Source organism: Magnetococcales bacterium (genome assembly GCA_015228815.1).
Classification (GTDB): domain Bacteria; phylum Pseudomonadota; class Magnetococcia; order Magnetococcales; family UBA8363; genus UBA8363.
The window spans coordinates 1-23,497 of the sequence record JADGCV010000031.1; the positions used below are offsets into that span (position 1 = coordinate 1).

Sequence of the window (23,497 nt, forward strand, 5' to 3'; positions counted from 1 at the left end):
CGCGTGGTTTTTGCGGGAATCTTGCGTAGGCGCGGGCTTTGGTTTGCCCTTCTTCGCGGTTTTTGCGAAGGAAGACAAACCCCTTGCGTGTTGAAAGGCCTGGAAACTTGCAATGTGTCCTGGTTTTTTCGCAAAAAACCGCGAAAAAACCAGGACAAGGGCGCGCGCCTGCGCGAATTTCCGCAGAAAACGCGGAAATTCGCTTTGGGTGAAATGGCGCGTGAAAAACAAAGTCAAAACAAAAAGAAAAGTCAAAACCCTGGGGGAAATCCCCCAGACCCCTTTTTTCTTTCAATAATTTTAATACGGGGAGGGGTCTGAATAGTTACTCCGAGACAGGTAATCCAGCAATGCGGAAGATGATGGGAAGGCTGAAGCTGACGGTGAACGAGGAGAAGACCCGTACTTGTCGCATCCCGGAGGAAACCTTCGATTTTCTGGGTTACACCATTGGCCGGTATTATCCCACCATGGGTGAGGGGAAGGCCAAATATGGGACCTGGCCATCGAAGAAGAGCGTTAGGCGGATGTATGACGCCCTGAGCGAACGCACAGATGTACGATGGTTGTGGCAAGATGCCGGGGATTTGGTGCATGACCTGAATCGCAAACTGATCGGCTGGGCGAACTACTTTTCACTGGGTTTCGCTCGACGGTCCTATTCGGCGGTAGAGGCGCATACCAAGCATCGGCTCCGACAGTGGTTGTGTAGGAAGCACAAGCAAAGAGGTGACGGGCAGTCACGCTACCCGGACAGGTACCTGCATCAAACGCTGGGACTGGTCTCTTTGCAAAGGGTGCGACAGAACTTCCTGCGTGCGCAAGCGTGACGCTTTGTCCGAGAGCCGGATGCGGGAAAACCGCACGTCCGGTTCGATGTGGCGGGAACTGGAAACGCGGTTAAGGGAGCAGGATTTACGCCCACGGCGAAAGCCTTGTGGACCCATGCTACCTCCTCCTACCGCTGGCGCGCCAGTTCTCGACCCTACCAAATGTCGTAATGCAAGACCTGACCCCAGACATTAGACCCCAGACATTATGTTCCCATGGTTTTGACTCAAGGCGAAGGATTTTTGTGCGTAAAAATAATAACAGAAATAAAAAATAATTTTACATTATTTTTTGGAAATTATAAAATTGTTTATATAATTATTATTAGTTTGCATTTGAAATTGATTTGGGGTAGAATGGGGGTTCCATGATGGCCGTAGGAGTGATTTTTCCTGTTTCTCCGGCCAGTGGTTCTGGGTGCTGGGTTTGGAAATTCTGGCACTAATGAAAATATTGAGATGTAACAAAGGAAATTGAGATACTTTCTTCGATTTTTTCCAACCAATTGATAGGATTATTACGATGGGTTTAGGCCAAGATCGCAATCAGCCCTGTAGCTGCGGCAGTGGAAAGAAGTTTAAGCGATGCTGTATAGATCGTAAGTCTGTGTCTAACACAGTGACTGGTGATTTTGGAGAACCTACTACAATCAATGGGTGCAGATTTGGTCCTGATGGGCAGGTTGAATTTCTAATGGATGGCAAAGTTTTGGTGCCGAAGAGATCCTATCAAGGTTCACACAGAGAATCTAATAAAGGAGAAAAGCACCTGTTACGGGTTCCAATTAATCCAGAGTCAATGAATCTGGATGAAAGTAAGATTTTAAGAAGTTTTTCTCGTGTTTTTGCTATAGATACGAACACAAAAACAAAACTATTGCATCATACGGTTTCTATTGCATGCATTGTTGAATGTCAGTTTATCACAGAACAACCTGATCAGTATGGCTGTGTCGTTTTGGGGACGTTTGAGTTCCATGACGGTCCTGTTGAACAGCAGGAGAATTTTGCTTGGCATTTTTTGATTAGGATGATTCAAAATAGTTTGGACTTTTCTCCAGAACAACGTATTGCAATCGTTACGGATTCAGACTTAGGTAAACATGATGAATATAATGAGAGAAAGAAACCTTATTTTAAGGATTTCTTTCTTCCGATAGGGTTTTCTCTTCTGTACGCAAATGAAAATGGTCGGTCGATGTGCAATCAGGCAATACGTTACTGTGATAGACAAGCTGGCAAGATGTTGCAACTATCGTTAGATAGTAAATTGCAATATGCGCAATGGATCGATATCCATGGGGGTTGGTGTACTCGCTTCCATGGTTGGCATAATCCTGTTTCACGGGAAAATGCTAACATTTTTCGATTAGGGTCTTTGCCTAGCGATGCCTTGGGTCCAGGTTTTTCAATGAGTGCTTGAAAGTTCAGGCACATTGCACTGTTATTCTTTCTGAGTTTGTAAAGATTTTGAAAGAAAAAAAAGATCTTGGGGATCTGAACAGCTGCTTAGAGGAGATTCTCAACGTTTCTGGAAGCGTGTAACACCCGGATGATTTCCACTCCATGATTGGCGGGGCGATAAAAAATCAGGTAGTTACCAACAGGAAACATTCGCAAGTCTCGGTAGGAATTCCAGGGACAGTATATCCATTTCACTGAACTCCGGGGACACCATCAATTCGGTCCTTCATCGTTTCCCCGGACCCAGGTTTGACCGTTTCCCGACCCACGAGGCAACCAAGTTCACCATCGAACGAGTCCAATATCAGCGACTCATGTTAAACTTTGATATTTCGATGGAACAGTGAGTCCGGTTTTGTCGGACTCACCAGGGGTGAGTCCAGAGCTTTTGGAGAATATTGGCAGAGAGAGAAGAAAAAGGCAACTTTCGACTCCGGCGGGTCCGGCGGGGGACCAAGTTCCTTCTCGAACCACCCGCGCTAACCATTGGAAACATTTGGGTTTTTCAAACGACCACGGTCACCCCGAAAGGTGGCCGCGACGTAGAGAAAACCCTGTAAAATCAAAATGGTGGACCACGTGATACGGTTTCGAACCAATTCTCCGGCTTTGTTGCAGAGCCGTATAGAGAAGAGTTTGAAAGCGTCTTGGCTACCAATTGATGCATGTTCCGTTGATCGCCATGATCTGCAAAGGCTTTTTTCGTCTGCTCAAACTCTCCTCTCGAAAACGGATGCAACCCGTGGACCCGCATTCTGACGCCCGTTTGGTCAGCAAGATGATGTTAACGCAAACTTTTACTCTATTCGCGGAGAATGGAGAATTCTGTGCTGCGGAAACGAGGCCCTTCCACCGCTTTTCCAAAACATTTTCATCGTCCACTTGGTGGCCATGATCGAGTGCCGATTCGAACAGATTCTCCGGCTCTCACGGTCGGAGGGCAGGAGCAGATTTCGATGATCGTTCGGGCACCAAGAGAAACAAGTCAATGAAAGACGGCCTGCAGGGAATCGGCTTTGAAAATCTTCCGCGCCCAAACGTTGATGTCGTCCAATTTTGCCGATTCCACCTGCTTCTGAACAGATTCTGGGATCAGGCCAAAACGCTCTTGGAGCAGTTCGAGCAGCATTTCTGCCTTGCCTTTTTGCTCTCCCTTTTTCATCCCAATCCGTTCTACGCTTGTGATATAAGGCATTTTTTTGTTCTCCTCGAAGTTGGATAGATTTGTCCAGAATTGGTTGTCCAACTCTTCTGGCAGGCTCAACACCCAGTCGATGAATCGAAAGAGATCAACGATCTGTTGGCGGTTGAAACCACGTTCGTACAGCATGCGCGTGATGCGCATTTTCTGCTGAAATCGCTCTGCCGGTTGGTTTCTGGTCTGTTTGCCGGTCAGATGCGCCAGGGTGACGATGGCAAACGGATTGGTGGATGACTCCAAAAGATCCAAACGGGACAGGTAATCCAGCAATTTGATAGCATTGAACTGGAAGCTGACCTTCGATCCCCACTTCTGATAACCAAACGCCGATGGCCGCCAAGCACCTTCTTCGTCAGCGAGGATGGCCAAGCTGACTACAGGTCTCTTGACTACAGGTCTCTTGTAGAGGTCGAAAGCCCGATACTGACAGGTGAACATCCGCTCTTCGAAATGCGGATCACGGTTCTCCTGGATTTCGACATGGATCAGCACCCAGAGTTCATCACCGTCGAGCAGCCAGACCCGGACCAGCAGATCAACCCGACGATTGCCAGACTCCGCCTCCCGAGTGATCCGGTCCAGCTCCTTGTCCAGGAATTCTGGAGCGCACTGCCAGTCGATACCATCATGTGCCTCTGGCAGGAAAAACTCCAGAAAGTCGTTGAAGTACGCCTTCAGGATCTCCTTCCACGGCGAATCGTACTCGGTCGTCTGGCTTTGATTGTCGTGATCGGTCATGTCAACATCCTCGAATGCTCTGCCTTTGGATTGGAGTGCAAAGCCTTCAAAAAACGATCACATGGGTGATAATGTCAATCATGATCAATCCACCAAGAGCAACTCATTCATGAAATCACTTCTCATCATCGGCACCTTCATCGCCGACTTGTTCCTCAGCCGAACCGCCTTGCAGATGGAGATCCTGGCTTTGCGTCATCAACTGGCGGTTTTGCAAAGGACGAAACCCAGCCGATTACAGATCCACCCATTGGACCGCTTGCTTTGGATCCTGCTATCACGCATTTGGCAAGGCTGGCGTGAAGCCTTGGTCATCGTCAAGCCAGCAACGGTGATACAGTGGCATCGTGAAGGGGTTCGGCTGTTTTGGAAATGGAAATCCCGCCGCAAACGCCCCGGTCGTCCTGCCGTCACGAAGGAAATCAAGGATCTGATTCGCAAAATGAGCCTTGAGAATCCACTCTGGGGCGCGCCCCGCATCCATGGCGAATTGCTGAAACTCGGCTACCAAGTGGCAGAAACATCAGTCGCAAAGTACATGGTCAAGCCAGCCAAACCGCCATCTCAAACCTGGAAAACCTTCCTGGAAAATCACGCCAACTGCATGGTTGCCATGGATTTCTTCACTGTTCCGACACTCTTCTTCACGGTGTTCCACGTCCTGATTTTGCTTGACCATGAACGTCGCCGCATCATCCACTTCAACATTACCACCAACCCAACTGCCGCATGGGTCGCTCAACAAATCAGGGATGCTTTCCCCTGGGATTCGGCACCACGCTACTTGATCCATGATCGAGATCCGATTTTTCAGGGCAAATGCCAAGACACCCTGAAGGCCATGGGAATCAAGGAGGTAAAAATTGCGCCAGCATCTCCTTGGCAAAACGCCTATTGCGAACGAGTGATCGGGTCGATTCGCAGGGAGTGTCTGGATCACGCCATCGTGATGAACCAGGAACACCTGAGACGGACCCTGACCTCGTACCTGATCTATTATCACGAAACGCGCACCCATCTTGGTCTGGCCAAAGACTGTCCTGAGCCAATGGCGGTTCAACCAATGGGGGCAGGCGATGTTATCGCCATCCCGCATCTTGGTGGGCTGCACCACCAGTACCTGCGGAAAGCTGCCTGATCCAACTCCGGTTTCGACTTGTCAAAGAGCGCATCCAAAGGGTGAGGTTCCGATGCCTCTTGCCCGCTTCAGAAAAATCTGGGCCATGACGACCACCAGACCCTCAATCCTGAAGCTGATTTTTGCGGAAATCCGCCTTACTGTCCAGAGAAATCCAGCGACTTCATCGTCAAACTGCTTGGCGATGGGACCAAACCGGGTCGGATTGGGTTTTTGGTAGGGACAGTGTGCGGCAGGGTCATGCGGCGCTTGTCGATGAAACCGGCTTCGTGCAGATCACGAGCGGTCTCATGAACGGCATCGAAAACGGGGCATCCCAGAACGGCGGCAAAGGTGTTGCGGAAGAGAGATTTTGGATAGAATGGGTAGACAGGGGTAAAGATTGCAAACCTCTCGGGAAGAAAACTTGGGACTCAACTGCTCTACTTAAGCGAATGCACCGACTGCCATGGGCCGATTAGCCGCAAAAAATCTGAGAATGCACGGCCAGATGGTTCTTCCTGGGCTGTGCCCCATAGGGGAAGCCTCTCGCCAGATGGCCATGGCCGACGTGGCAGAACGGGGTGCTTTTTTCACTCGGAACAGCGTTGTTGAGTTCATCTTGGATCTGGCCGGTTACACCGTTGACCAACCCCTTCATCGCTTTCGGTTGCTGGAACCATCCTTCGGGCGAGGAAATTTCCTCCATGTCGCCGTAGACCGGCTGCTGACATCGTTTCTTGATCATGAAGGTTGGGATGGCTCTCTCCATGAAAAACTGGCTCCTTCCATTCAGGCAGTAGAACTCCATCCATCCAGCATTGAGGAGACCCGCTCAAGGCTTATGGAACTGATGATTGAGAAAGGAATCAACCGTAAAGACGCCGTGCAACTGATCGACGCTTGGATCGTGGAGGGGGATTTTCTTCTGGCCCAGTTCCCCCATCCGTTCACCCATATTGTGGGCAATCCTCCCTACGTCCGGCAGGAACACGTTCCCGACATCCTCATGGAAGAGTATCGTTTCCGTTATGACACGATTTTTGATCGGGCCGATCTTTATATTCCCTTCATCGAACGGAGCCTGCACAGTCTCGATGCCGGTGGCAAGCTGGCATTCATCTGTTCCGACCGATGGATGAAAAACCGCTACGGCGGGCCGCTTCGAGCCATGGTTGCCAATGGCTATCATCTGGCCTGCTATATCGATATGGTGGATACACAGGCTTTCCATGAGGATGTCACAGCCTATCCGGCTATCACTCTTATCACGCGGGAAAAAGCTGGCCGTACCCGGGTCGTCCACCGTCCTGAAACTGATTCCGGAACCCTCTCCCGCCTTGCCAAGTCTCTCAATGTCGAATCCCTTCCCAAAAGCAGTGAGGTGTTGGAAATCCGGGACGTTGCCAGGGGGCAGGAACCGTGGATTCTGCACTCAGCGGATCAATTGGCCGTCATCCGTCGTCTGGAGAAGGAGTTACCACTTTTGGAGGAGGTGGGATGTCGGGTGGGAATCGGGGTGGCCACTGGAGCTGACAAGGTGTTTATAGGCCCATTCGAAGCTCTGGACGTAGAACCAGACCGTAAACTACCCTTGGTCCAAACGAAGGACATCAAGGGAGGATGCGTTGCATGGCAAGGGCAGGGGGTCATCAACCCGTTTAACAATGATGGGACACTGGTGGACCTTAGACAGTATCCCAAGCTGGCCGATTACCTTTCAAAACATGAGGAGGTGATCCGAAATCGTCATTGCGCCCGCAAGAATCCAGGTGGATGGTATCGTACCATTGATCGCATTCATCCGGACCTGTTGAGTCGTCCCAAGCTGCTGATTCCCGACATCAAGGGAGACGCCCATATTATCTATGACGATGGGGCATTTTATCCACACCACAACCTCTACTTCATCACCTCCGACCAGTGGGATCTTCAGGCGCTCCGAGGGGTGCTCCTATCCGGCATCGCCCGGCTGTTCGTCTCCCTCTATTCCATTCAGATGCGGGGAGGATATCTCCGTTTTCAGGCCCAGTACCTGAGACGGATCCGGGTTCCCAAATGGGGCGATGTATCGCATGGAACGCGCAAATCCCTCGTCGCCGCCGCAACTGAAAACGACTACGATGCCTGCAGTAGGGCCACCTTCGGCCTGTACGGGTTGAGCCAGGAGGAGTCCGCAGTGATTGGCGGAAACAGGGAGGATGTGGTGCCATGACCATTGATTTGGGCGATTTCGATCATGAGGTTCGCGAAGCGGTTAAAGCTTTCTGGATCGGACGTTCTGCAGCCGTCCAGAAGCAGCAATCCAGTGGCAAGGCGGACCAGGGGGAACGGGCTGGGGTCACCGCTGGAAAGAATATGGACGGTTTCGTGGCACTGGTTGAAAAGGTGGTGCGTCAGAACGGGCTATCCCGTGCCGATATTCATCTGGAACGGAGGGTGCTCACCCTGCCTGGATATTTCCGCCCCACAAAGCTGTGGGACATGTTGGTGATGAACAATGGTCGGTTGATTGCCGCTCTGGAGTTCAAGAGTCAAGTGGGACCGTCTTTTGGCAACAATTTCAACAACCGGACCGAGGAAGCCATCGGCACGGCGCTTGACCTATGGACGGCCTTCAGAGAAGGGGCCTTTGGCGATTCTCAAAGGCCCTTTGTGGGATGGCTGATGCTGGTTGAGGAGTGTGATGGCTCTCGGACCCCGGTCAAGGACCGCTCCCCTCACTTCCCCGTATTCTCTGATTTCAATGATGCTTCCTACGCGGATCGGTACGATATTTTATGCAGAAAGCTCGTTCGGGAACAGCTCTATACCACTGCCTCGGTAGTGCTTTCGCCCAGAACCGCCGAGAAAACCGGTGCGTTCAGCAACCTGTCTGAGATGACGAGTCTGCGCTCGTTCATCGCATCATTCGCAGGGCATATTGCCAGTGAAGCAGCAAGGTAGCTCCTGAACTGGAAATGGCATGTCATCGGGATATTGATTTTACTCTTTCCGAATCGATTACCCATATCATGCAGGGATATAATACCCTGCCAGCCGACCCGGACGGCCATCCCTGGGAGATCATCTGGGCCCCCATGTTTCCCCTGGGACCGGCGGGGGAGTTGCACCTGCCGTAGGACGCGGGTTTGCACGGCTTTTCGTCTTCAAGCCGACCATCTTCCGTGTCGAACGGGTCCGGTTCCGGTAAATGACGTTACTGTTTGAAATACCAAGGAAAAGAGTGAGTCAGACTGAGTCGGACTCACTGGGGGCGAGTCCAGAGCTTTTGGAGAATGCTGGTGGAGAGAGAAGAAAAGGGGCAAGTTCGACGTTTGTGGGTCCGACGTGGGACCAGGTTCATTTTCAAACTATGGCCGCTAACCATTGGAAACATTGGGGTTTTTCAAACGACCACGGCCACCCCGAAGGATGGCCGTGACGTGGAGGAAACCTAGTAAAATCAAAATGGTGGAGGTGGCGGGAGTCGAACCCGCGTCCGAAACATGTAGTCAACCCGGAAGATGTACGGCTATTTTGCCGGTCATGGGCGAAGGATCCGTTACAGACCGGCTGGATCCGACGCTTCCGTTACCTCGGAATACTGGGTGACCCTGGATTTTAACCGGCATTCACATTCCGGCTTGATCCCGTCTCGAAAGACTTCTGTTGCCGGGCCCGGATCGGGACCCCGAAGAGACAGCGGTTTTAGGCCGCTGCCCTCATCGGAGCATAGTGCTCGTCATTGGCAATTATAAAGTTTCGCCCTGTTACGGTGGTGCGATACCGAGCCGCCTCCAAAAGCCTTTCCATACCCCGTCGAAACCGTGACACCCCCAGTCTTCCTAAGAGAAGAGAGACAAGACAACTTTATGAACCGGTGGATAAAGCGATGTATGCAGAAGAAATGGTGCCCAGAAGAAGACTCGAACTTCCACGACCGCGAGGCCACTAGACCCTGAATCTAGCGCGTCTACCAATTCCGCCATCTGGGCTTCTCAAGGGAGATGATATGGGAGATCAGTGGAGATTGTCAATGTTTCATTTTCGAAATCATGAGACGAATGAACCTTGAAGTTCCACCTCACACCACGACAATCAAAAAAAATCCATCACCCGTATTTTTCCGGCCTCACTTGGAACCGCCAAGACTGTTGAACAACTCCACGCGGATTCGCTCCAGAGAAGGTTCTCCTCCAGCGTGAAAGGGAACCAGACGACAACGGTTCATGGCCGCCAAGCCGATTCGGGCGGTAAAAAGGCCATTGGCTACCCCCTTTCCCGCCTGGGCCAGTACCAATGAGGCGGCATGACCTCCCACCACATCCGATACCCGATCTACCACCAAATCCGTTGTTCCCACCATGAAGGTTCCCAACAGGACTTCACGAGTCAAATACAAACTCGCCATCCCTCCCGGATGGATCCCATAACAACAGGCAATCGACCGGATCATGCGCAAATTCTGCCACAAAAAAAATAAACCGTTCAAGCCAATCATTGGACTCATGGCGGAAGCAACGGCCATCGTCGTGGCATGCTTTACAATCAATCGATAACCACGAGCGTCCAGACGTCCATAAACTGTCCTGGATAACAGTTCCAATACCTCATGGTCATCGTAATGACTTCGAACAAGATTATTAAAATTTTTCCAGTCGGATTCACATTCAGCGTCGCCAACCATCGTTTCACGCAGTCTCAACGCCACCCCGACGGCATGGCCATGACCACGGCGTTCCCACATGCGCTGAATGTCCAGGCGCAGGTTTTCGGCCCGTCGTAGACTGGAAAACCCCCTGATTTCACCCGTAATCAATAGTGCCGCTGCCACCAGGGTCGTCCCCGCCACAACGAAAAAAAAGATCCCCAAGGCCCAATGCTGATGAAATCGTTCCCATAAGAACAGGTACGTCTCTTCCAGAAAAATACCCGCCAGCCAAAGAAGTCCTCCCAGTATGAACCCGATTGCCCCGCGATCTTGAAACCATCCATACATCCCTCTCGCCATTCTGGGCGTGGACGGAATCTTGAATTCATGTCCCAGCGCCGCATCTTCCCGTCGCTCCCCGGATATCGGCAAGACCACCGGAGATGCCGACAAGAGCGATGTCTCCACCTCGGTTTCCTTCGGCGCATTCACCGTCAACGCGACAGGGGCGATCCATGATTCATCCGAATTCACGTCAGCTTGTCTCCCAGAAGAAAATCGAGAGCCCAATCCAGGCGCAGATGTGGCAGGGATGTCTGATCATTCCAGTCGCTCCCTGCCGGTTCGAATTCCAGAAAGTTGAACCGTTCCTTCTTCCAGGCCTCCGGCTTTGGGATCGTCTCGGGGATTTCTCCAGGAAAGAGAAGAACTTCCTCCTGACGACCCTTCGGACGACCACGTACAAACGACAGCCTCCGCCCCTGATGCTCCTGAACGACCGTCTCGGTCGAAACGATCGAGGCAATGGCCATCGACTCCACCTTCACCCCATAAAATGAGACATCGTTGACCTGATCCATGACCATTCGTTCCAATAACCGTTCCATGTTGCCGTGCTGATTCGCCGCCACATGATCCGATTTGGTCGCCGCAAACAACAATCGATCGATCTTCGGCTGAAACATCCGTCCCAGCAGGGAAGAACGGCCATAATCGAAATTCTTCATGATGCTTTTCAAGGATCGGCTCATGTCACCAAAATTCTCCGGTCCACGATTCAACCCCTTGAGCACATCGACCAGGACAATCTGCCGATCGAACCGGGAAAAATGGTCCCGATAGAAACGACGAACCACCAACTCCTTGTAGGATTCAAAACGTTCCGACATCACCTGGAGCATCGATCCCTCCTTCATCGATTCAACCGTGCATCGGAGCGGGCAGAACGTCAGCAATGGCGTGTCTTTCAAATCCCCTGGAATGAGAAATCGTCCTGGCTGCAAAAAACTCAAACCGACAGGCGCTTCCTTGCAGCGAACGAGAAATTCGGTAAACAACCGGCTTGCCTGGCGAATTCTTCCCTCATCCGCGTCCTGGAGCGGATCCTCTCCCGACAAATGATCCAGCCAGGATTGCGCCAGGCTGCGTCTGGGTTCCTGTTCACACAGCGCCAACACCTCCCTGGACCACTGGCAATATCCCTGTCCCAGAAGAGGCAGATCCAGCAGCCATTCCCCAGGATAATCGATAATATCCAAATGGATCGTCGTTCCCGACATCAGGTGACCGCGCAACAGTCCCGATGGACGGAAGCGAAGTGCAAGACGTATTTCGCTCAAGCCATCCGTGGCCCTGGGCCAGGCGGGAGGATCCCCCATCAGAGACTGAATGAACTGGTCATATCTGAACGAAGCGATTTCCATGTTGGGCTGCAATACGATTTTCGCTCCCTGGTACCGTCCTTCCGCCACGACACGGAAAAAAGGGAGCCCCCCCAATCGGGCCCCCTGCAATAACTGATGGATCAACGAAGTGATGAACACCGTCTTGCCTGCCTGGTTCAATCCCGTGACGGCAAGGCGGATTCTGCGATCCATCGCCAGATACAACAGATCTTCCACGCTTTTCAGGGCTTCGTTCGCCAGGATACCCAGCGAATCGTGTTTGATACCAGGTACGTGCCACATGCCGATCTTTCCTGGACTGGAGTGGACCGTTTCACTCCGGAAACGTATGGACCACGATTTCCCGGAGTGCGCGGGATGATACCCGTTCGACTTTTTCATTCACATGCGAACCATTACCCGCTACGATGTTCTTATCGACACAGTCTGGATCCGCTCCGTCTGGAGGCGTCCTCCAGTGGAACTGGCCCGACCGCCAAGCCTGAACACCTGCCGGGAACCCAGCCGATGAATCGAAAAACATTGTTGAGCAGATTGGATACCATCGACTTTTTCAAGGAGTTCACTCCGGATGAACGGGCCTGGTTCTGTGACAACAGCCTGTTTTGTTCGTATCAGGACGGCAAGAAAATCATCATCGAGGGGGCGCAGGATCGAACCTTCTATGTGCTGATCGATGGTACCGTCCTGGTGACGAAAAATGCCGTCCCCAATGAAATCCTGGCCCGACTTGAATCCGGCGCGGTTTTTGGTGAAATTGCCCATTTTGCCCGGCAACAACGGGCAACCAATGTCCTGGCCCAGGGAAGGGTACTCGTTTTTCGACTGGAGCACGACATTTTCAAGAAACTTCCCGCCGAGGTCAAATTGAAAATCAATCATCAGGCGATGGCGATCTTGATGCACCGCCTTGAAAGCAGGAAAAATTCCTGATCGTCAGTGTGCCGCCGATCCCTGTTCTTCATCCTTCCACCAATCGGCGATCACTTGTTGCAGTCCGGACAGATCGGGAACCGTTCGGACATGGGATGGAAATGGATTGAGCTGTCCGACGCCGACAACTCCCAGGAATGAGGCCCCTGCCACACGGGCCGCCCGATGATCCGAATCAGAGTCGCCAATAAAAAGAAGTTCCCGGGGTTCGCACCCTTCCCGCTGAATCAGACGGGCCAACACCTCTTCCTTGGGTGTCGGACCGCCGAAGATGTCGCGAAAATACCGAAACAGATCCCGATGCCGGGCCACTTCGATCACCTCCTGTTGCGGCGCGGCGGAGACAATGTAGGAGGGAATCAATGGCCAACCGCGCAGATATTCCAGACTGCCACGGATCGGCGCAGCCTCAAGAGTTCCTTGATGGACCATCTGTCTGTACCTTTCGACCCTCCCATCGAGCGAAGTCTCGTCCAGTTCAAGGTTCATGACCTCGCAAAATACCTTGCCGATTCGCTCCCGTCGATACATTCCCCGGGTTCGGTTCCATAACTCTGCCGCCGCCTTTCCTTTTCCCGGCGCTTCCATTTCCACCAACCGTACCAGCGCCTCATCCTTGATTGCAACCGAGTCGGCCAACACACCATCGAAGTCGAAGGCAACCGCTTGTATCTGCAAGGCGTTGAAGCGTGCGATCAACTCCTTGCGCTCCTTGTAGGTCATTCCATGATGGCACGGGGAAAACAAGGTCTCACCTCATGATCGGATCAATAGTTGAATCCCGAAGACATCATTCCCTCACGGGTCCGGTGAAAAAAACGGATCTTGACCTGAGAGAGAATCCGCCGGTCCAGGTGAGAGCGCGATAGGGCCTGAAGCAACCGGGCATTCAGCACTCCCAACGGATCTCCCCGGACCGAGGTCTGAATGCCCCACATCAGAAATTGTCGGTTCTGCATGTCCCCGGACCGGGAAGGATCGGCGGGGGCATGCAGAAATTCCATATGAACGGCTGGAGATCGCAACACGCCCACGGGCATGAGTTCCTCCATACGCAGCACGGCAATTGCAATCTGTTGCAAACGTTCCAGTTCCGGATCGCCAATTTCCGTCTCCCTGAAAAAATGGACCGCATGGGAGAGAAAATTGTATTCTCGCGTCATGATGCGGGCATTGGCCTTGATCGCCAGGTCAAGATAATGCCAGGATGCCTGGAAAAATCCGGAAATCACACAGTTTTTGACCAGATGTCGCAGCAGTTCCCCATCATGTGGCACCAACTCATGGGCCCGACGCGACGTTTCACGGGCCTCCGAGTAATACCCCATTTTCCTCAGGGATTCACTGTAGTCGCGATAACCTGTCGGATCTTCGGGGGCCGACTCCAGAATGCTGTAATGATGGCGACGCATCGCTTCTTCATCCCGCGACAGACAGGCCATGCGGGCCAGAATCAGGTGCGCCGTGGTGCTGTGCGTTTCGGTGAAGTCCTCGGCTTCGTCCTGCAGGGCGGAAATACGATCCTTGTCGATGCCGATTTCATAATTGAACATCTTTTCCGATTCTCGAAGGAGTGCATTGATTCTCTTGTTTTCGTCGAGACGAGCCACATCAATACTCCCGAAACATCTGTCGCCTTGAGATGTCGGCGTCACAAGTCCGCACGCCAATCCGTCGGTTATTCTGCATCGGAACCGGGTCTCTTGAGAAGGTGAAAAAAATTGCTTATGATTCCTGCATATGGTGGAAAAGCCGTCAAACCGTGAATGGGCTGTCTCCATTTTTCACTGTATCACATTCTTCAATGTTGGATTGATGAATGACCATTTTTGGACTGCCGAAAGAAAAAAAAGGGTCCGAGGGAAATCCCCCCAGACCCCGGCTGCTTTACGCCGCATCATTCTTTTCCTCCCCAACCCATGCGAACCATCCGGTTTCATGAGGACTCCCAGGAAGAGGGAACGGTTCTTGCCGAACCGGGTGTGTCAGCAGGTGATCCCGACACATCCTACCGCAAGATTGGACCAGGAGTAGTACACTGGCGCGGTGTAATAGGGGTAGACGTAGGAATAGGATGGCCAGACCACCGGCGCGGAATAGACCACCGGCGAGGAATAGACATAGCTCACCGGGGTGTAGACGTAGGATGCGGCGGGGACCAGGGTGGTGGCGCAGCAAAAGGCTTCAGCGTTGGAGGTTGGGACAAGAAGGCCCAGGGACATCGAGGCAACGGCGCTCAATGCCAAAAGGGTGTTGCCGGTCCTGTTGCGGTGGATGGTCGTCATCATTCGCTCCTTGTTATCGAAAATATTAAGAGAACTCATACACATGCCAGATTAGCACCATGGCAAGGGAATGGAAAGGAAACTTCGAGAGGATATTGTACAAAAAATGGCCTTCGTTCCAACCGGGGCCAAGACGCCGCAACGACGACCAAAATCCGGTCGATCCTGGTGTTCGGCTTTCGGGAAAGGCGGGGGCTATTCCATCTCGCTTTCAAAATTCAACCCCAAACCGCGGGGGGTGATTCGGGCGATGGTGCAGTGGAATGAAACTTCGAAGGTGTTGCCCTCCTTGCTCATCTCGACGAACACCACGCCTTCCATTCCTTCCGTGAGTCCCGGAAAAAGGGTTTCAGTGCTGAGAAAGGCGCCACTCATGCTGACGTCGGAGGTGGTTCCCTGGATGATGTAGCCGCCATCGTCCGATTCGAATCTCAAGCGGGTGCTGAAGGGGATACGATCGTCCCTCTGGACCGGTTTCTTTTGCGGCTCCTGGGAAGACCGGGCGGTTTCCGATGGTCCCGAAGCGACCGTGGCGGCGCCGGGAGACGCAGCTTCCCTGGGCCGTTGCGATTTCGACCTTGAAAGGGTTTCCTGGTTGTTGGCGGATGTGGGCATGGTCTTCGGGCATGGTCGGGAAGGTTGACGATGACATCCCACCTACAAGAATGCGATCCGATGGTGTGAAGGGATGTCGTTGCGTCGGTTCGGAATCGATCACGGGTCCTCGGGTTCGGGTCCGATTCAGGGGGCGGATCCAGTCTTTCCACACATGTTCCAGAATAGCCAATTTTCTCCGCGTGTGCAAAGGACCTTTGCGGCGGGGCTGACCTCCCGTACAATCTCTTTGCGTGGAAACGGACGGATAATGATCGATCGGGACGGTCGGCATGGCAGGACTTGAGGATCGGGCCATTCCGCGGGCCAGGACAAAGGGGATCCGACATTCATGAACGACAAATTGCAGATTGGTCTGGAACACCTCCCGGCCATGAGTGTCGCCGACGCCGCATGGACTGCCGGCATCGCCGTCGAGGCGATGGAACGGTTCCTGGCCGATGCCGATCTTTCTCCAGGTCAATCCCTTCGCGTCTCCGATCTGCTCCAATCGGCGTTTCATCTTCTGGGCTTCAGGCAACTCCAGGTCGAACTTCTGTCCCGACAATTGTGGGATGCCCTCAACAGGGAACGCGAGCTTGTCCTGGCCCTGCAAACACGACTCGATGCCACCTGCCCCCCCGTGACCTCGGCCCACGCCAATCCCGCCACGCTGCTTGATGGCCGGCAGGGATCCGTCGTTCCGATCGAACCAACCAGGGGGAAAAAAAAAGGGGGGAAAAAAAAGAAAAAGGAGGTTTTCTTCCCTTGATTTTTTTCTCTGGTTTCGATACGCCCGGTTTTTTTCCTTTTTTGACCGCAATGGCGGACTGAATACTTGACAAGAACGATCGGAATTAGCACAATCGCTTTTCATGCGGGTTTACGATCGTTTGCCAAGAGGATCCATGTTCAGTCGCATCAAGAATGATATCCATGTCATCCATAAACGCGATCCGGCGGCCCGGGGAATGTGGGATGTCCTTTTGTGTTATCCCGGTTTGCATGCCGTCATCGGTTACCGGGTGGCGCATGGGCTGTGGCGGCGGGGGTGGCATCTGCCGGCCCGGTTTCTTTCCTACATGGTCCGCTTTTTCACCGGGATCGAGATTCATCCGGCGGCGCGGATCGGCAATGGATTTTTCATCGATCACGGGATGGGGGTGGTCATTGGCGAAACGACTGAAATCGGGGACAATGTGACCATCTATCATGGGGTTACGCTCGGTGGAACGAGCTGGAACAAGGGCAAGAGACATCCAACCCTGAAGGATGGGGTGATTATCGGCGCCGGGGCCAAGGTTCTGGGACCACTGACGGTCAACACCAACGCCAGGATCGGTTCCAATGCCGTCGTCGTCGAGGATGTCCCGGAAAATGCCACGGTTGTCGGCATTCCGGGCCGGGTCGTCATGGGCATGAATCCGTCACTGCCGCGGGAGTCGCCGTTGTTTCCCGCCTACGGCCAGATCGGGGCGATGCCCGATCCGGTGGCCAAGGCGGTGGTGTGCATGTTGGAGCAGGTCCATCATCTGGAACATCGTCTCAAGAAGATCGAGAAGAACGGGGACGGTACTCATTCACGGGAGGAGGGGCCATGAAACTGACGACCCGCGGTCGTTATGCGGTCACGGCGATGCTCGATATTTCGGTGCATGGCCAGACGCGACCGACTGCCCTGGCGGACATTTCCACCCGGCAGGAAATTTCTCTGTCCTACCTGGAACAACTTTTCTCCAAACTCAGGCGCAAGGGGCTGGTCCGCAGCGTTCGTGGGCCGGGAGGTGGCTACATGCTGGCGGCATCGCCGGCGACGATCAGCATTGCCGACATCATCCGCGCCGTCGATGAACCGATTCAGGCTACATCATGCGGTTCCTCCGATGGTTGCCGTCCTTCCAGCCGTTGCATCACCCATCATTTTTGGCAGCGTCTGGGAGAATATCTCAATGGATACCTTGAATCGGTGAGCCTGGATCTTCTGGCGCGGGAGAGCCATGGACACCCGGGAGAAAGATCCGGCCATGACCGGACTTAAGGTGCCGTCGTGATCTATCTGGACCATAACGCCACCACCGCCATCCGTCCCCAGGCGCTGGCGGCGATGATGCCGTTCCTGGAGCGGCAGACGGGAAATCCCGCCTCGGTCCATGGTTTTGGCCGTGCCGCCCGGCAGGGACTGGATCAGGCGCGGCAGCGGATCGGGTCTTATTTCGGGGTTCACGACAGCCTGGTCTGTTTTACCGGCGGCGCCACCGAGGCCAACAATCTGGCCATTTCCGGGATCGCCGCAATGCGCGACCGGCCTGGGCATGTCGTCACGAGCGCCATCGAACATCCCTCGGTCCTGGAGGCGGTCGAGAATCTTGGGTCGCACGGACATGAAGTCACCGTGCTCGAAGTCGATGCCTCGGGGCGCGTTTCCGTGGAACACCTTGAACGGCATTTGCGCGCTGATACCTTCCTTGTCTCCATCATGATGGCCAACAACGAGACGGGGGTGGTGCAACCCTTCGCCGAAATCGGACGACTGTGCCGCGAACGGGGCATTTTGTTTCATCTGGACGCGGTTCAGGGGGTGGGGCGCATTTCCTGGTTCGGGGAACGGGGGGGGCGTATGCCTGCCGACATGGTATCGGTTTCGGCCCATAAACTGGGGGGGCCCCAGGGGGTCGGGGCGCTGATCCTGGAACGGTCCTTGCCGTTGAAACCCTTGTTGTTGGGGGGGGGACAGGAACGGGGACGGCGTGCCGGCACCCAGAATCTTCCGGGGATCGTTGGTTTCGGGACGGCCATCCAATGGTTGTCCGAACATCAGGAGGAGGAACTCGGGGCCATGGCCCGATTGCGCGATCACCTGGAGGAACGCTTGCTGGACGGGGTCCCGGGATTGGTGGTCTTTGGCCGGGAGGTGTTGCGCATTCCCAATACGTCCATGGTGGGAATCGAGGGAATTCATGGTGAAACCCTGGTGATGAACCTGGATCTGGCGGGGTTTGCGATCAGTTCGGGGTCGGCATGTACTTCGGGACGGGGAACGGGATCCCATGTGCTTGCCGCCATGGGGGTGCCGGAAGGGTTGGCGTTGGCGGCGGTGCGTATCAGTGTCGGTTGGAATACCCGGATGCTGGAGTTGGAGCGATTCATTCAGCAATTCATACACATCCTTGCCAGGCTTCGCGGGGGGACCGGTACGAGGAGCAGCTGATTTCGCGGCGGGCCGAAGGCGACTGGAACGTTCAAGGTAAAACTCATGAAACTTCCCATCTATATGGATTATCAGGCCACCACCCCCGTCGATCCACGGGTCCTGGAGGTGATGATTCCCTGGTTTACCGAGCGGTTCGGCAACCCCGCTTCGCGTTCCCATCCTTTTGGCTGGGAAGCGGAACAGGCGGTCGAGTCGGCCCGCGGCGAGGTGGCCCGTTTGATCGGCGCCGACCCGCGCGAAATCGTTTTCACCTCCGGGGCGACCGAATCCAACAACATTGCCATTCTTGGCATCGCCCGGTTTCACAAATCCCGGGGCAACCAGATTATCACGACCACCATCGAACACAAATCGGTGCTGGATGCCTGTCGCCATCTGGAATCGGAGGGGTTCGAAGTCACCTACCTTCCGGTCGATGCCAACGGACGCCTGGATCCGGACCGGCTGGCCGCGGCCATCGGAGAACGGACCATCCTGGTCTCGGTCATGGCCGCCAACAACGAAATCGGTGTCCTCCAACCCCTGGAGGCCATTGGGGCCGTGTGCCGCAAACGGCAGGTTCATTTCCATACCGATGCCGCCCAGGGGGTGGGCAAGATTCCCATGGATGTTTCCGCCCTCAATCTTGATCTGATGTCGATCTCCGGCCACAAGATCTACGCTCCCAAGGGAATCGGCGCCCTGTACGTCCGGCGTCGTCCCCGTGTTCGATTGCAGGCGGTGATGTTCGGTGGCGGTCACGAACGCGGCCTGCGTTCGGGAACCCTGCCGACGCCCCTGATCGTCGGCCTGGGGGCCGCGTGTGACCTGTGTTCCCGGGAGATGACCGACGAAAACGCCCGCATCACCGCCCTGCGCCAGCGTATGGCGGACGGGATCATGAGCCGGTTGACCCATGTCGTCCTCAACGGGGATCCGGTCCATCGTCTGGCGGGCAATCTGAACATTTCCTTCGCCTATGTCGAAGGGGAATCCCTGATGATGGCAATCAAGGACATCGCCGTTTCCTCGGGATCGGCCTGCACTTCCGCCTCCCTGGAACCTTCCTATGTCCTGCGCGCCCTGGGGGTCAACGAGGAGTTGGCCCATACCTCCATCCGTTTTGGCCTGGGACGCTTCACCACCGGGGAAGAGGTCGATCATGCGGTACGGGTCGTGGTCGAGGCTGTCACCAGACTCAGGGAAATGTCTCCCTTGTGGGAGATGGTCCAGGAGGGGATCGATCTTGATTCCGTCCGCTGGGCGCAACATTGACGGGACACGGTATGTTCCCGGGAGTGCCCGCGGGAGGGAACGTTCGCTGGGGGAACCGTCGCCAACAGACAGGGTCCAAGGGATCGATGGAACCTGGTTGGAAGTTCAACTGAACTCATGGAAGGAACGATCATGGCTTATAATGACAAGGTGCTGGAACACTACGAAAAACCGAGAAATGTCGGCAGCATGGACAAGAACGACCTTCATGTCGGAACCGGCATGGTGGGGGCCCCGGCATGCGGCGATGTGATGAAACTTCAAATCCGGGTCAACGATGAAGGGATCATCGATGATGCCAAATTCAAGACCTTTGGTTGCGGTTCGGCCATCGCCTCCTCCTCACTGGTGACCGAATGGATCAAGGGCAAGACCATCGACCAGGCCTTGTCGATCAAGAACAAGGACATCGCCGAGGAATTGGCCCTTCCGCCCGTCAAGATCCATTGTTCGGTACTGGCGGAGGATGCCATTCGTTCGGCGGTCGATGATTATCGCAAAAAACAAAAAGAGGTGGTCCATGGACGCTAGGGGAATTTCCCTGACGGAAAAGGCGGCATCCAAGGTTCGGGAGATGTTACAGCGTCGGGGAACTCCCGATTCGGCCATACGGATCGGCGTGACCACGGCGGGATGTTCGGGCATGTCCTACAAACTTGAATATGCCGATGCCCTCGACGAGGGGGATCATGTGTTTGAACAGCATGGCATCCGGGTGGTGGTGGATGGCAAGTCGCTCCTGGTCATGGATGGAATACAGATGGATTATGTCACCGAACAGTTCAAGTCAGGGTTTCGCTTTGCCAATCCAAGGGAGAAGGAACGCTGTGGTTGCGGCGAATCGTTCAAGATTTGACGGGATGGACCATTGGATGGGATTGAGCTTATGAACCGGATGGGGACGTGTTGGTCCTGCCGTGGCGGTGTGACGGCGGATGCTTTTTTTTGTCCAACCTGCCGTGTGATTCAACCACCCGATCCACGGATGGATCATTTTTCCTGTTTTGGCCTGGCACCGGGGTTCGACATCGACCTGGCGGCCTTGGAAACGGAGTATCGGGAGCGGCAGCGACAATTTCATCCCGATCTGTTCGTTGCCCGCGGGGCGGCGGAACGGCGGTATTCGATGGAACATGCGACCCGATTGAACGAAGGGTATCGCATTCTGCGCGATCCGTTGCGCCGTGGGGAATATCTGTTGCGTGTCACCCGATTTCGAAGCGAGACTCCGGAGAATGTCGCTCCGACCGATCCGTCATTTCTCGGAGCGATGATGGAATGGCGCGAGGAATTGGCGGAGGTCGATCCGGGAGCTTCCGATGCGCCGGTCGTACTGGAACGGTTGCGGCGGCGGGTGGAGGAGGCATCACGAGGGGAGGTCGAGGGGTTGGCGGGGTGTTTTTCGGCATGGTTTTCCGGGGGGGATCGAAACAACCTTGAAATGGCGGGGCAAGGAATCGATCGCTTGCGTTATTTCAATCGGTTTCTGGAGGAGGTGGATCGCAGGGAAGAGACGATCCTGGCAAGGTGATCACATCTTGCTGTCGCGGAAAATTTCCAGGTTGTACGAACAGATTTCCAGGATGATGCGTCATGTCGCTGTTGATGGATATAGCCGAACCGGGACAATCGTTACGTCCCCATGAAACCCGTCCCGAGGATCGAAAACGGGTGGTGGGCATCGATCTTGGGACCACTTTTTCCCTGGTAGCCGCGGTCGATCCGAATGGAACGCCGGTCTGCATCCCCGATGAAGCGGGGCGGGTGGCGCTTCCTTCGGTGGTGTGTTATTCCCCCGAGGGACCGGTGTGGGTCGGCGACCTGGCGGTGACGGAGGGGATGCGTCATCCCGCCGATACCATTGCCTCGGTCAAGCGGATGATGGGGCGCGGTCTTGCCGACCTGGAACGCCTCGGGCAACGGACCGTTTTCGGCGTGGAAGCGGGTGAAGGGGGAATGGTTCGGATCATCACGAGCGGGCAGAGGGTTTCTCCGGTCGAAGTGTCGGCAAACATTTTGTCCTCGTTGTCGCGCCGGGCCGAGGAGGCACTGGGAGGACCACTCCATGGAGCGGTGATCACGGTACCGGCTTATTTCGATGATGCCCAACGGCAGGCAACCAAGGATGCGGGCCGTCTGGCGGGTTTGGAAGTGCTGCGTCTGGTCAACGAGCCGACCGCAGCGGCCTTGGCCTACGGCCTGGATCGGGGGCGCGAAGGGCTTTATGCCATCTACGATCTGGGGGGCGGAACCTTCGATATTTCCATCCTGCGCTTGACGCGCGGGGTGTTCCAGGTGATGGCGACCGGAGGTGATTCGGCCCTGGGGGGCGATGATTTCGATCATCGCCTGAGTGAATTTTTTCTCAAGGAGATGGACTGCGCCGATCCCCCGGTCGCGCTGTTGCAGCAGTGTCGCCGGGTCGCCCGTCAGACCAAGGAACGGTTGAGCCGGGAGGATTCATGCCCGGTCACCATCGATCTGCCCGAAGGGGGAATCTTTTCGATCCGGGTGACCCGGGAGCAGTTCGAGGGGATGATCGCCGACCTGGTGCGGGCGACCGGGATTCCCTGTCGCCGGGCCTTGAAGGATGCCGCGGTTGGTGCCATGGATCTTCAGGGGGTGGTCCTGGTCGGCGGTTCGACCCGGATTCCCATGGTGCGGCGTTTCGTGGCGGAGGTGTTTGGGCGGGAGCCGTTGTCCGATCTTGATCCCGACCAGGTGGTGGCGTTGGGGGCGGCGCTCCAGGCGGAACAGTTGTCGGGCAACGCCCGGGACGGCATGTTGCTGCTCGATGTGACCCCACTGTCATTGGGGATCGAAACGATGGGAGAACTGGTGGAAAAAGTGATCCCACGCAACGCCCCCGTGCCGACCGCCCGTTCCCAGGATTTTACCACCTTCAAGGACGGGCAGACCGCGATGGCGATCCATGTGGTTCAGGGGGAGCGGGAACTGGTGCGTGATTGTCGATCCCTGGCCCGGTTCGAACTCCGTGGGATTCCTCCAATGACGGCGGGGGCGGCACGGATTCGGGTGACCTTCCAGGTGGATGCCGATGGACTTCTGACGGTGGCTGCCGAAGAGCAGACGACGGGGGTGCGACAATCGGTGGTGGTCAAACCTTCCTATGGTCTGGGGGATGAAGAGATCGAGCGGATGTTGCGCGAGGCCATGGTGCATGGGGAAGAAGATTGGCGGCAACGGCTGTTGAACGAGGCGCGGGTCGAGGCCGAACGGGTCCTCGCGGCGGCAGGGGCGGCGCTCGGAGCGGATGGCGATCTTTTGAGCGAGGAAGAGATCAAGCGGGTCAAGAAGGTGATGCTGGCCCTGTGGGAGGTGTCCCGTTCCGAGGACCACGAAGCGATCGACCGGGCGCGGGAAACCTTGGACCGGGAGACGGTCTTCTTTGCCGAACGGCGGATGGATCGCAGTGTGCGCAAGGTGATGACGGGACGTAAGGTCGAGGAATTTCAATAGGTTTTTCATATGGTGAAACGAATGGTCCGGAACGGGGTTTTCGGCCCGCCAGTCCACGTCGAGCACCAGGGG

Annotated in this window: 24 protein-coding genes, 1 tRNA gene and 1 other RNA gene; 16 read left to right on the forward strand and 10 right to left on the reverse strand. The window is 54.9% G+C overall.

The annotated features are described in order from the left end of the window. Positions 1-350: 350 nt before the first annotated feature. Positions 351-830 carry a hypothetical protein gene (locus tag HQL76_12925; GenBank protein MBF0110067.1) on the forward strand — a complete coding sequence of 160 codons (480 nt, stop codon included), beginning with the start codon at positions 351-353 and terminating at the stop codon, positions 828-830. Positions 831-1,353: 523 nt separating this feature from the next. Then, positions 1,354-2,253: an SEC-C domain-containing protein gene (locus tag HQL76_12930; protein MBF0110068.1), complete on the forward strand. Its 900-nt coding sequence runs from the start codon at positions 1,354-1,356 to the stop codon at positions 2,251-2,253. A gap of 86 nt (positions 2,254-2,339) precedes the next feature. On the opposite strand, the gene HQL76_12935 is transcribed toward HQL76_12930, so the two are convergent. Further along, positions 2,340-2,444: a type II toxin-antitoxin system RelE/ParE family toxin gene (locus HQL76_12935; GenBank protein ID MBF0110069.1), complete on the reverse strand. Its 105-nt coding sequence runs from the start codon at positions 2,442-2,444 to the stop codon at positions 2,340-2,342. Between the two features lie 835 nt (positions 2,445-3,279). Beyond that, entirely contained in the window at positions 3,280-4,233 is a 954-nt protein-coding gene (locus HQL76_12940) for a cytosolic protein (GenBank protein MBF0110070.1), read from the reverse strand. 109 nt (positions 4,234-4,342) lie between these two features. Here HQL76_12940 and HQL76_12945 point away from each other — a divergent pair, with 109 nt between their 5' ends. From HQL76_12945 to HQL76_12960, 4 genes are all read left to right on the forward strand, one after another. After that, entirely contained in the window at positions 4,343-5,371 is a 1,029-nt protein-coding gene (locus HQL76_12945) for a transposase (GenBank protein MBF0110071.1), read from the forward strand. 535 nt (positions 5,372-5,906) lie between these two features. Beyond that, on the forward strand, positions 5,907-7,565 hold the full coding sequence (locus HQL76_12950) for an Eco57I restriction-modification methylase domain-containing protein (GenBank protein ID MBF0110072.1): 1,659 nt from the start codon (positions 5,907-5,909) through the stop codon (positions 7,563-7,565). After that, complete coding sequence (locus tag HQL76_12955; protein ID MBF0110073.1) at positions 7,562-8,296, forward strand: PaeR7I family type II restriction endonuclease; 735 nt, start codon at positions 7,562-7,564, stop codon at positions 8,294-8,296. The genes HQL76_12950 and HQL76_12955 overlap by 4 nt, the downstream gene beginning before the upstream one ends. A 14-nt stretch (positions 8,297-8,310) precedes the next feature. Next, positions 8,311-8,472 (forward strand): hypothetical protein, encoded by a 162-nt coding sequence (locus HQL76_12960; protein MBF0110074.1) that lies wholly within the window; start codon positions 8,311-8,313, stop codon positions 8,470-8,472. 329 nt (positions 8,473-8,801) lie between these two features. On the opposite strand, the gene ssrA is transcribed toward HQL76_12960, so the two are convergent. The 4 genes from ssrA to HQL76_12980 all read right to left on the reverse strand — a co-directional run bounded on the left by ssrA (position 8,802) and on the right by HQL76_12980 (position 11,950). After that, positions 8,802-9,170: a transfer-messenger RNA gene (ssrA, locus tag HQL76_12965) on the reverse strand. 70 nt (positions 9,171-9,240) lie between these two features. Then, a tRNA-Leu gene (locus HQL76_12970) sits at positions 9,241-9,327 on the reverse strand. Between the two features lie 137 nt (positions 9,328-9,464). Continuing rightward, positions 9,465-10,517 carry a DUF697 domain-containing protein gene (locus tag HQL76_12975; protein MBF0110075.1) on the reverse strand — a complete coding sequence of 351 codons (1,053 nt, stop codon included), beginning with the start codon at positions 10,515-10,517 and terminating at the stop codon, positions 9,465-9,467. Further along, positions 10,514-11,950 (reverse strand): YcjX family protein, encoded by a 1,437-nt coding sequence (locus tag HQL76_12980; protein MBF0110076.1) that lies wholly within the window; start codon positions 11,948-11,950, stop codon positions 10,514-10,516. Before HQL76_12980 ends, HQL76_12975 begins: the two co-directional genes overlap by 4 nt. Positions 11,951-12,175: 225 nt before the next feature. On the opposite strand from HQL76_12980, the gene HQL76_12985 reads away from it, so the two are divergent. Further along, positions 12,176-12,601 (forward strand): cyclic nucleotide-binding domain-containing protein, encoded by a 426-nt coding sequence (locus HQL76_12985; GenBank protein MBF0110077.1) that lies wholly within the window; start codon positions 12,176-12,178, stop codon positions 12,599-12,601. A gap of 3 nt (positions 12,602-12,604) precedes the next feature. Here the strand turns inward: HQL76_12985 and HQL76_12990 are convergent, their stop codons facing one another. The 4 genes from HQL76_12990 to HQL76_13005 all read right to left on the reverse strand — a co-directional run bounded on the left by HQL76_12990 (position 12,605) and on the right by HQL76_13005 (position 15,501). Further along, on the reverse strand, positions 12,605-13,348 hold the full coding sequence (locus tag HQL76_12990) for an HAD family hydrolase (GenBank protein ID MBF0110078.1): 744 nt from the start codon (positions 13,346-13,348) through the stop codon (positions 12,605-12,607). Between the two features lie 20 nt (positions 13,349-13,368). Then, on the reverse strand, positions 13,369-14,211 hold the full coding sequence (locus tag HQL76_12995) for a hypothetical protein (protein MBF0110079.1): 843 nt from the start codon (positions 14,209-14,211) through the stop codon (positions 13,369-13,371). 375 nt (positions 14,212-14,586) lie between these two features. Beyond that, positions 14,587-14,889: a hypothetical protein gene (locus tag HQL76_13000; GenBank protein MBF0110080.1), complete on the reverse strand. Its 303-nt coding sequence runs from the start codon at positions 14,887-14,889 to the stop codon at positions 14,587-14,589. Positions 14,890-15,081: 192 nt separating this feature from the next. Next, entirely contained in the window at positions 15,082-15,501 is a 420-nt protein-coding gene (locus tag HQL76_13005; GenBank protein MBF0110081.1) for a PilZ domain-containing protein, read from the reverse strand. 331 nt (positions 15,502-15,832) lie between these two features. Here HQL76_13005 and HQL76_13010 point away from each other — a divergent pair, with 331 nt between their 5' ends. From HQL76_13010 to hscA, 9 genes are all read left to right on the forward strand, one after another. After that, entirely contained in the window at positions 15,833-16,252 is a 420-nt protein-coding gene (locus tag HQL76_13010; protein ID MBF0110082.1) for a hypothetical protein, read from the forward strand. A gap of 136 nt (positions 16,253-16,388) precedes the next feature. Further along, positions 16,389-17,081: a serine O-acetyltransferase gene (gene cysE, locus HQL76_13015; GenBank protein ID MBF0110083.1), complete on the forward strand. Its 693-nt coding sequence runs from the start codon at positions 16,389-16,391 to the stop codon at positions 17,079-17,081. Beyond that, the gene (locus HQL76_13020; GenBank protein MBF0110084.1) at positions 17,078-17,518 is read left to right on the forward strand and encodes an Rrf2 family transcriptional regulator; all 441 of its coding nucleotides are present in this window, start codon (positions 17,078-17,080) and stop codon (positions 17,516-17,518) included. Before cysE ends, HQL76_13020 begins: the two co-directional genes overlap by 4 nt. 9 nt (positions 17,519-17,527) lie before the next feature. Continuing rightward, a complete protein-coding gene (locus HQL76_13025) occupies positions 17,528-18,688 on the forward strand; it encodes a cysteine desulfurase (protein MBF0110085.1) in 1,161 nt (386 codons plus the stop codon). Positions 18,689-18,733: 45 nt separating this feature from the next. Beyond that, positions 18,734-19,945: an IscS subfamily cysteine desulfurase gene (gene iscS / locus HQL76_13030; GenBank protein MBF0110086.1), complete on the forward strand. Its 1,212-nt coding sequence runs from the start codon at positions 18,734-18,736 to the stop codon at positions 19,943-19,945. 132 nt (positions 19,946-20,077) lie between these two features. Beyond that, complete coding sequence (gene iscU / locus HQL76_13035; GenBank protein ID MBF0110087.1) at positions 20,078-20,476, forward strand: Fe-S cluster assembly scaffold IscU; 399 nt, start codon at positions 20,078-20,080, stop codon at positions 20,474-20,476. Further along, positions 20,466-20,801, forward strand: a complete 336-nt coding sequence (locus HQL76_13040; protein MBF0110088.1) for an iron-sulfur cluster assembly accessory protein — start codon at positions 20,466-20,468, stop codon at positions 20,799-20,801. The genes iscU and HQL76_13040 overlap by 11 nt, the downstream gene beginning before the upstream one ends. Positions 20,802-20,930: 129 nt before the next feature. Then, on the forward strand, positions 20,931-21,476 hold the full coding sequence (gene hscB / locus HQL76_13045; protein ID MBF0110089.1) for a Fe-S protein assembly co-chaperone HscB: 546 nt from the start codon (positions 20,931-20,933) through the stop codon (positions 21,474-21,476). Between the two features lie 62 nt (positions 21,477-21,538). After that, positions 21,539-23,425, forward strand: coding sequence for a Fe-S protein assembly chaperone HscA (gene hscA / locus HQL76_13050; protein ID MBF0110090.1), 1,887 nt, complete (start codon positions 21,539-21,541; stop codon positions 23,423-23,425). The last annotated feature ends 72 nt before the right edge of the window (positions 23,426-23,497 follow it).

What these genes read in the sequence shown, in the direction of transcription:
- HQL76_12925 (MBF0110067.1), top strand. Translation starts at nt 351, where the DNA reads ATGCGGAAGATGATGGGAAGGCTGAAGCTGACGGTGAACGAGGAGAAG.
- HQL76_12930 (MBF0110068.1), top strand. Translation starts at nt 1,354, where the DNA reads ATGGGTTTAGGCCAAGATCGCAATCAGCCCTGTAGCTGCGGCAGTGGA.
- HQL76_12935 (MBF0110069.1), bottom strand. Translation starts at nt 2,444, where the DNA reads ATGTTTCCTGTTGGTAACTACCTGATTTTTTATCGCCCCGCCAATCAT.
- HQL76_12940 (MBF0110070.1), bottom strand. Translation starts at nt 4,233, where the DNA reads ATGACCGATCACGACAATCAAAGCCAGACGACCGAGTACGATTCGCCG.
- HQL76_12945 (MBF0110071.1), top strand. Translation starts at nt 4,343, where the DNA reads ATGAAATCACTTCTCATCATCGGCACCTTCATCGCCGACTTGTTCCTC.
- HQL76_12950 (MBF0110072.1), top strand. Translation starts at nt 5,907, where the DNA reads ATGGCCATGGCCGACGTGGCAGAACGGGGTGCTTTTTTCACTCGGAAC.
- HQL76_12955 (MBF0110073.1), top strand. Translation starts at nt 7,562, where the DNA reads ATGACCATTGATTTGGGCGATTTCGATCATGAGGTTCGCGAAGCGGTT.
- HQL76_12960 (MBF0110074.1), top strand. Translation starts at nt 8,311, where the DNA reads ATGGCATGTCATCGGGATATTGATTTTACTCTTTCCGAATCGATTACC.
- HQL76_12980 (MBF0110076.1), bottom strand. Translation starts at nt 11,950, where the DNA reads ATGTGGCACGTACCTGGTATCAAACACGATTCGCTGGGTATCCTGGCG.
- HQL76_12985 (MBF0110077.1), top strand. Translation starts at nt 12,176, where the DNA reads ATGAATCGAAAAACATTGTTGAGCAGATTGGATACCATCGACTTTTTC.
- HQL76_13000 (MBF0110080.1), bottom strand. Translation starts at nt 14,889, where the DNA reads ATGATGACGACCATCCACCGCAACAGGACCGGCAACACCCTTTTGGCA.
- HQL76_13005 (MBF0110081.1), bottom strand. Translation starts at nt 15,501, where the DNA reads ATGCCCACATCCGCCAACAACCAGGAAACCCTTTCAAGGTCGAAATCG.
- HQL76_13010 (MBF0110082.1), top strand. Translation starts at nt 15,833, where the DNA reads ATGAACGACAAATTGCAGATTGGTCTGGAACACCTCCCGGCCATGAGT.
- cysE (MBF0110083.1), top strand. Translation starts at nt 16,389, where the DNA reads ATGTTCAGTCGCATCAAGAATGATATCCATGTCATCCATAAACGCGAT.
- HQL76_13020 (MBF0110084.1), top strand. Translation starts at nt 17,078, where the DNA reads ATGAAACTGACGACCCGCGGTCGTTATGCGGTCACGGCGATGCTCGAT.
- iscS (MBF0110086.1), top strand. Translation starts at nt 18,734, where the DNA reads ATGAAACTTCCCATCTATATGGATTATCAGGCCACCACCCCCGTCGAT.
- iscU (MBF0110087.1), top strand. Translation starts at nt 20,078, where the DNA reads ATGGCTTATAATGACAAGGTGCTGGAACACTACGAAAAACCGAGAAAT.
- HQL76_13040 (MBF0110088.1), top strand. Translation starts at nt 20,466, where the DNA reads ATGGACGCTAGGGGAATTTCCCTGACGGAAAAGGCGGCATCCAAGGTT.
- hscB (MBF0110089.1), top strand. Translation starts at nt 20,931, where the DNA reads ATGGATCATTTTTCCTGTTTTGGCCTGGCACCGGGGTTCGACATCGAC.
- hscA (MBF0110090.1), top strand. Translation starts at nt 21,539, where the DNA reads ATGTCGCTGTTGATGGATATAGCCGAACCGGGACAATCGTTACGTCCC.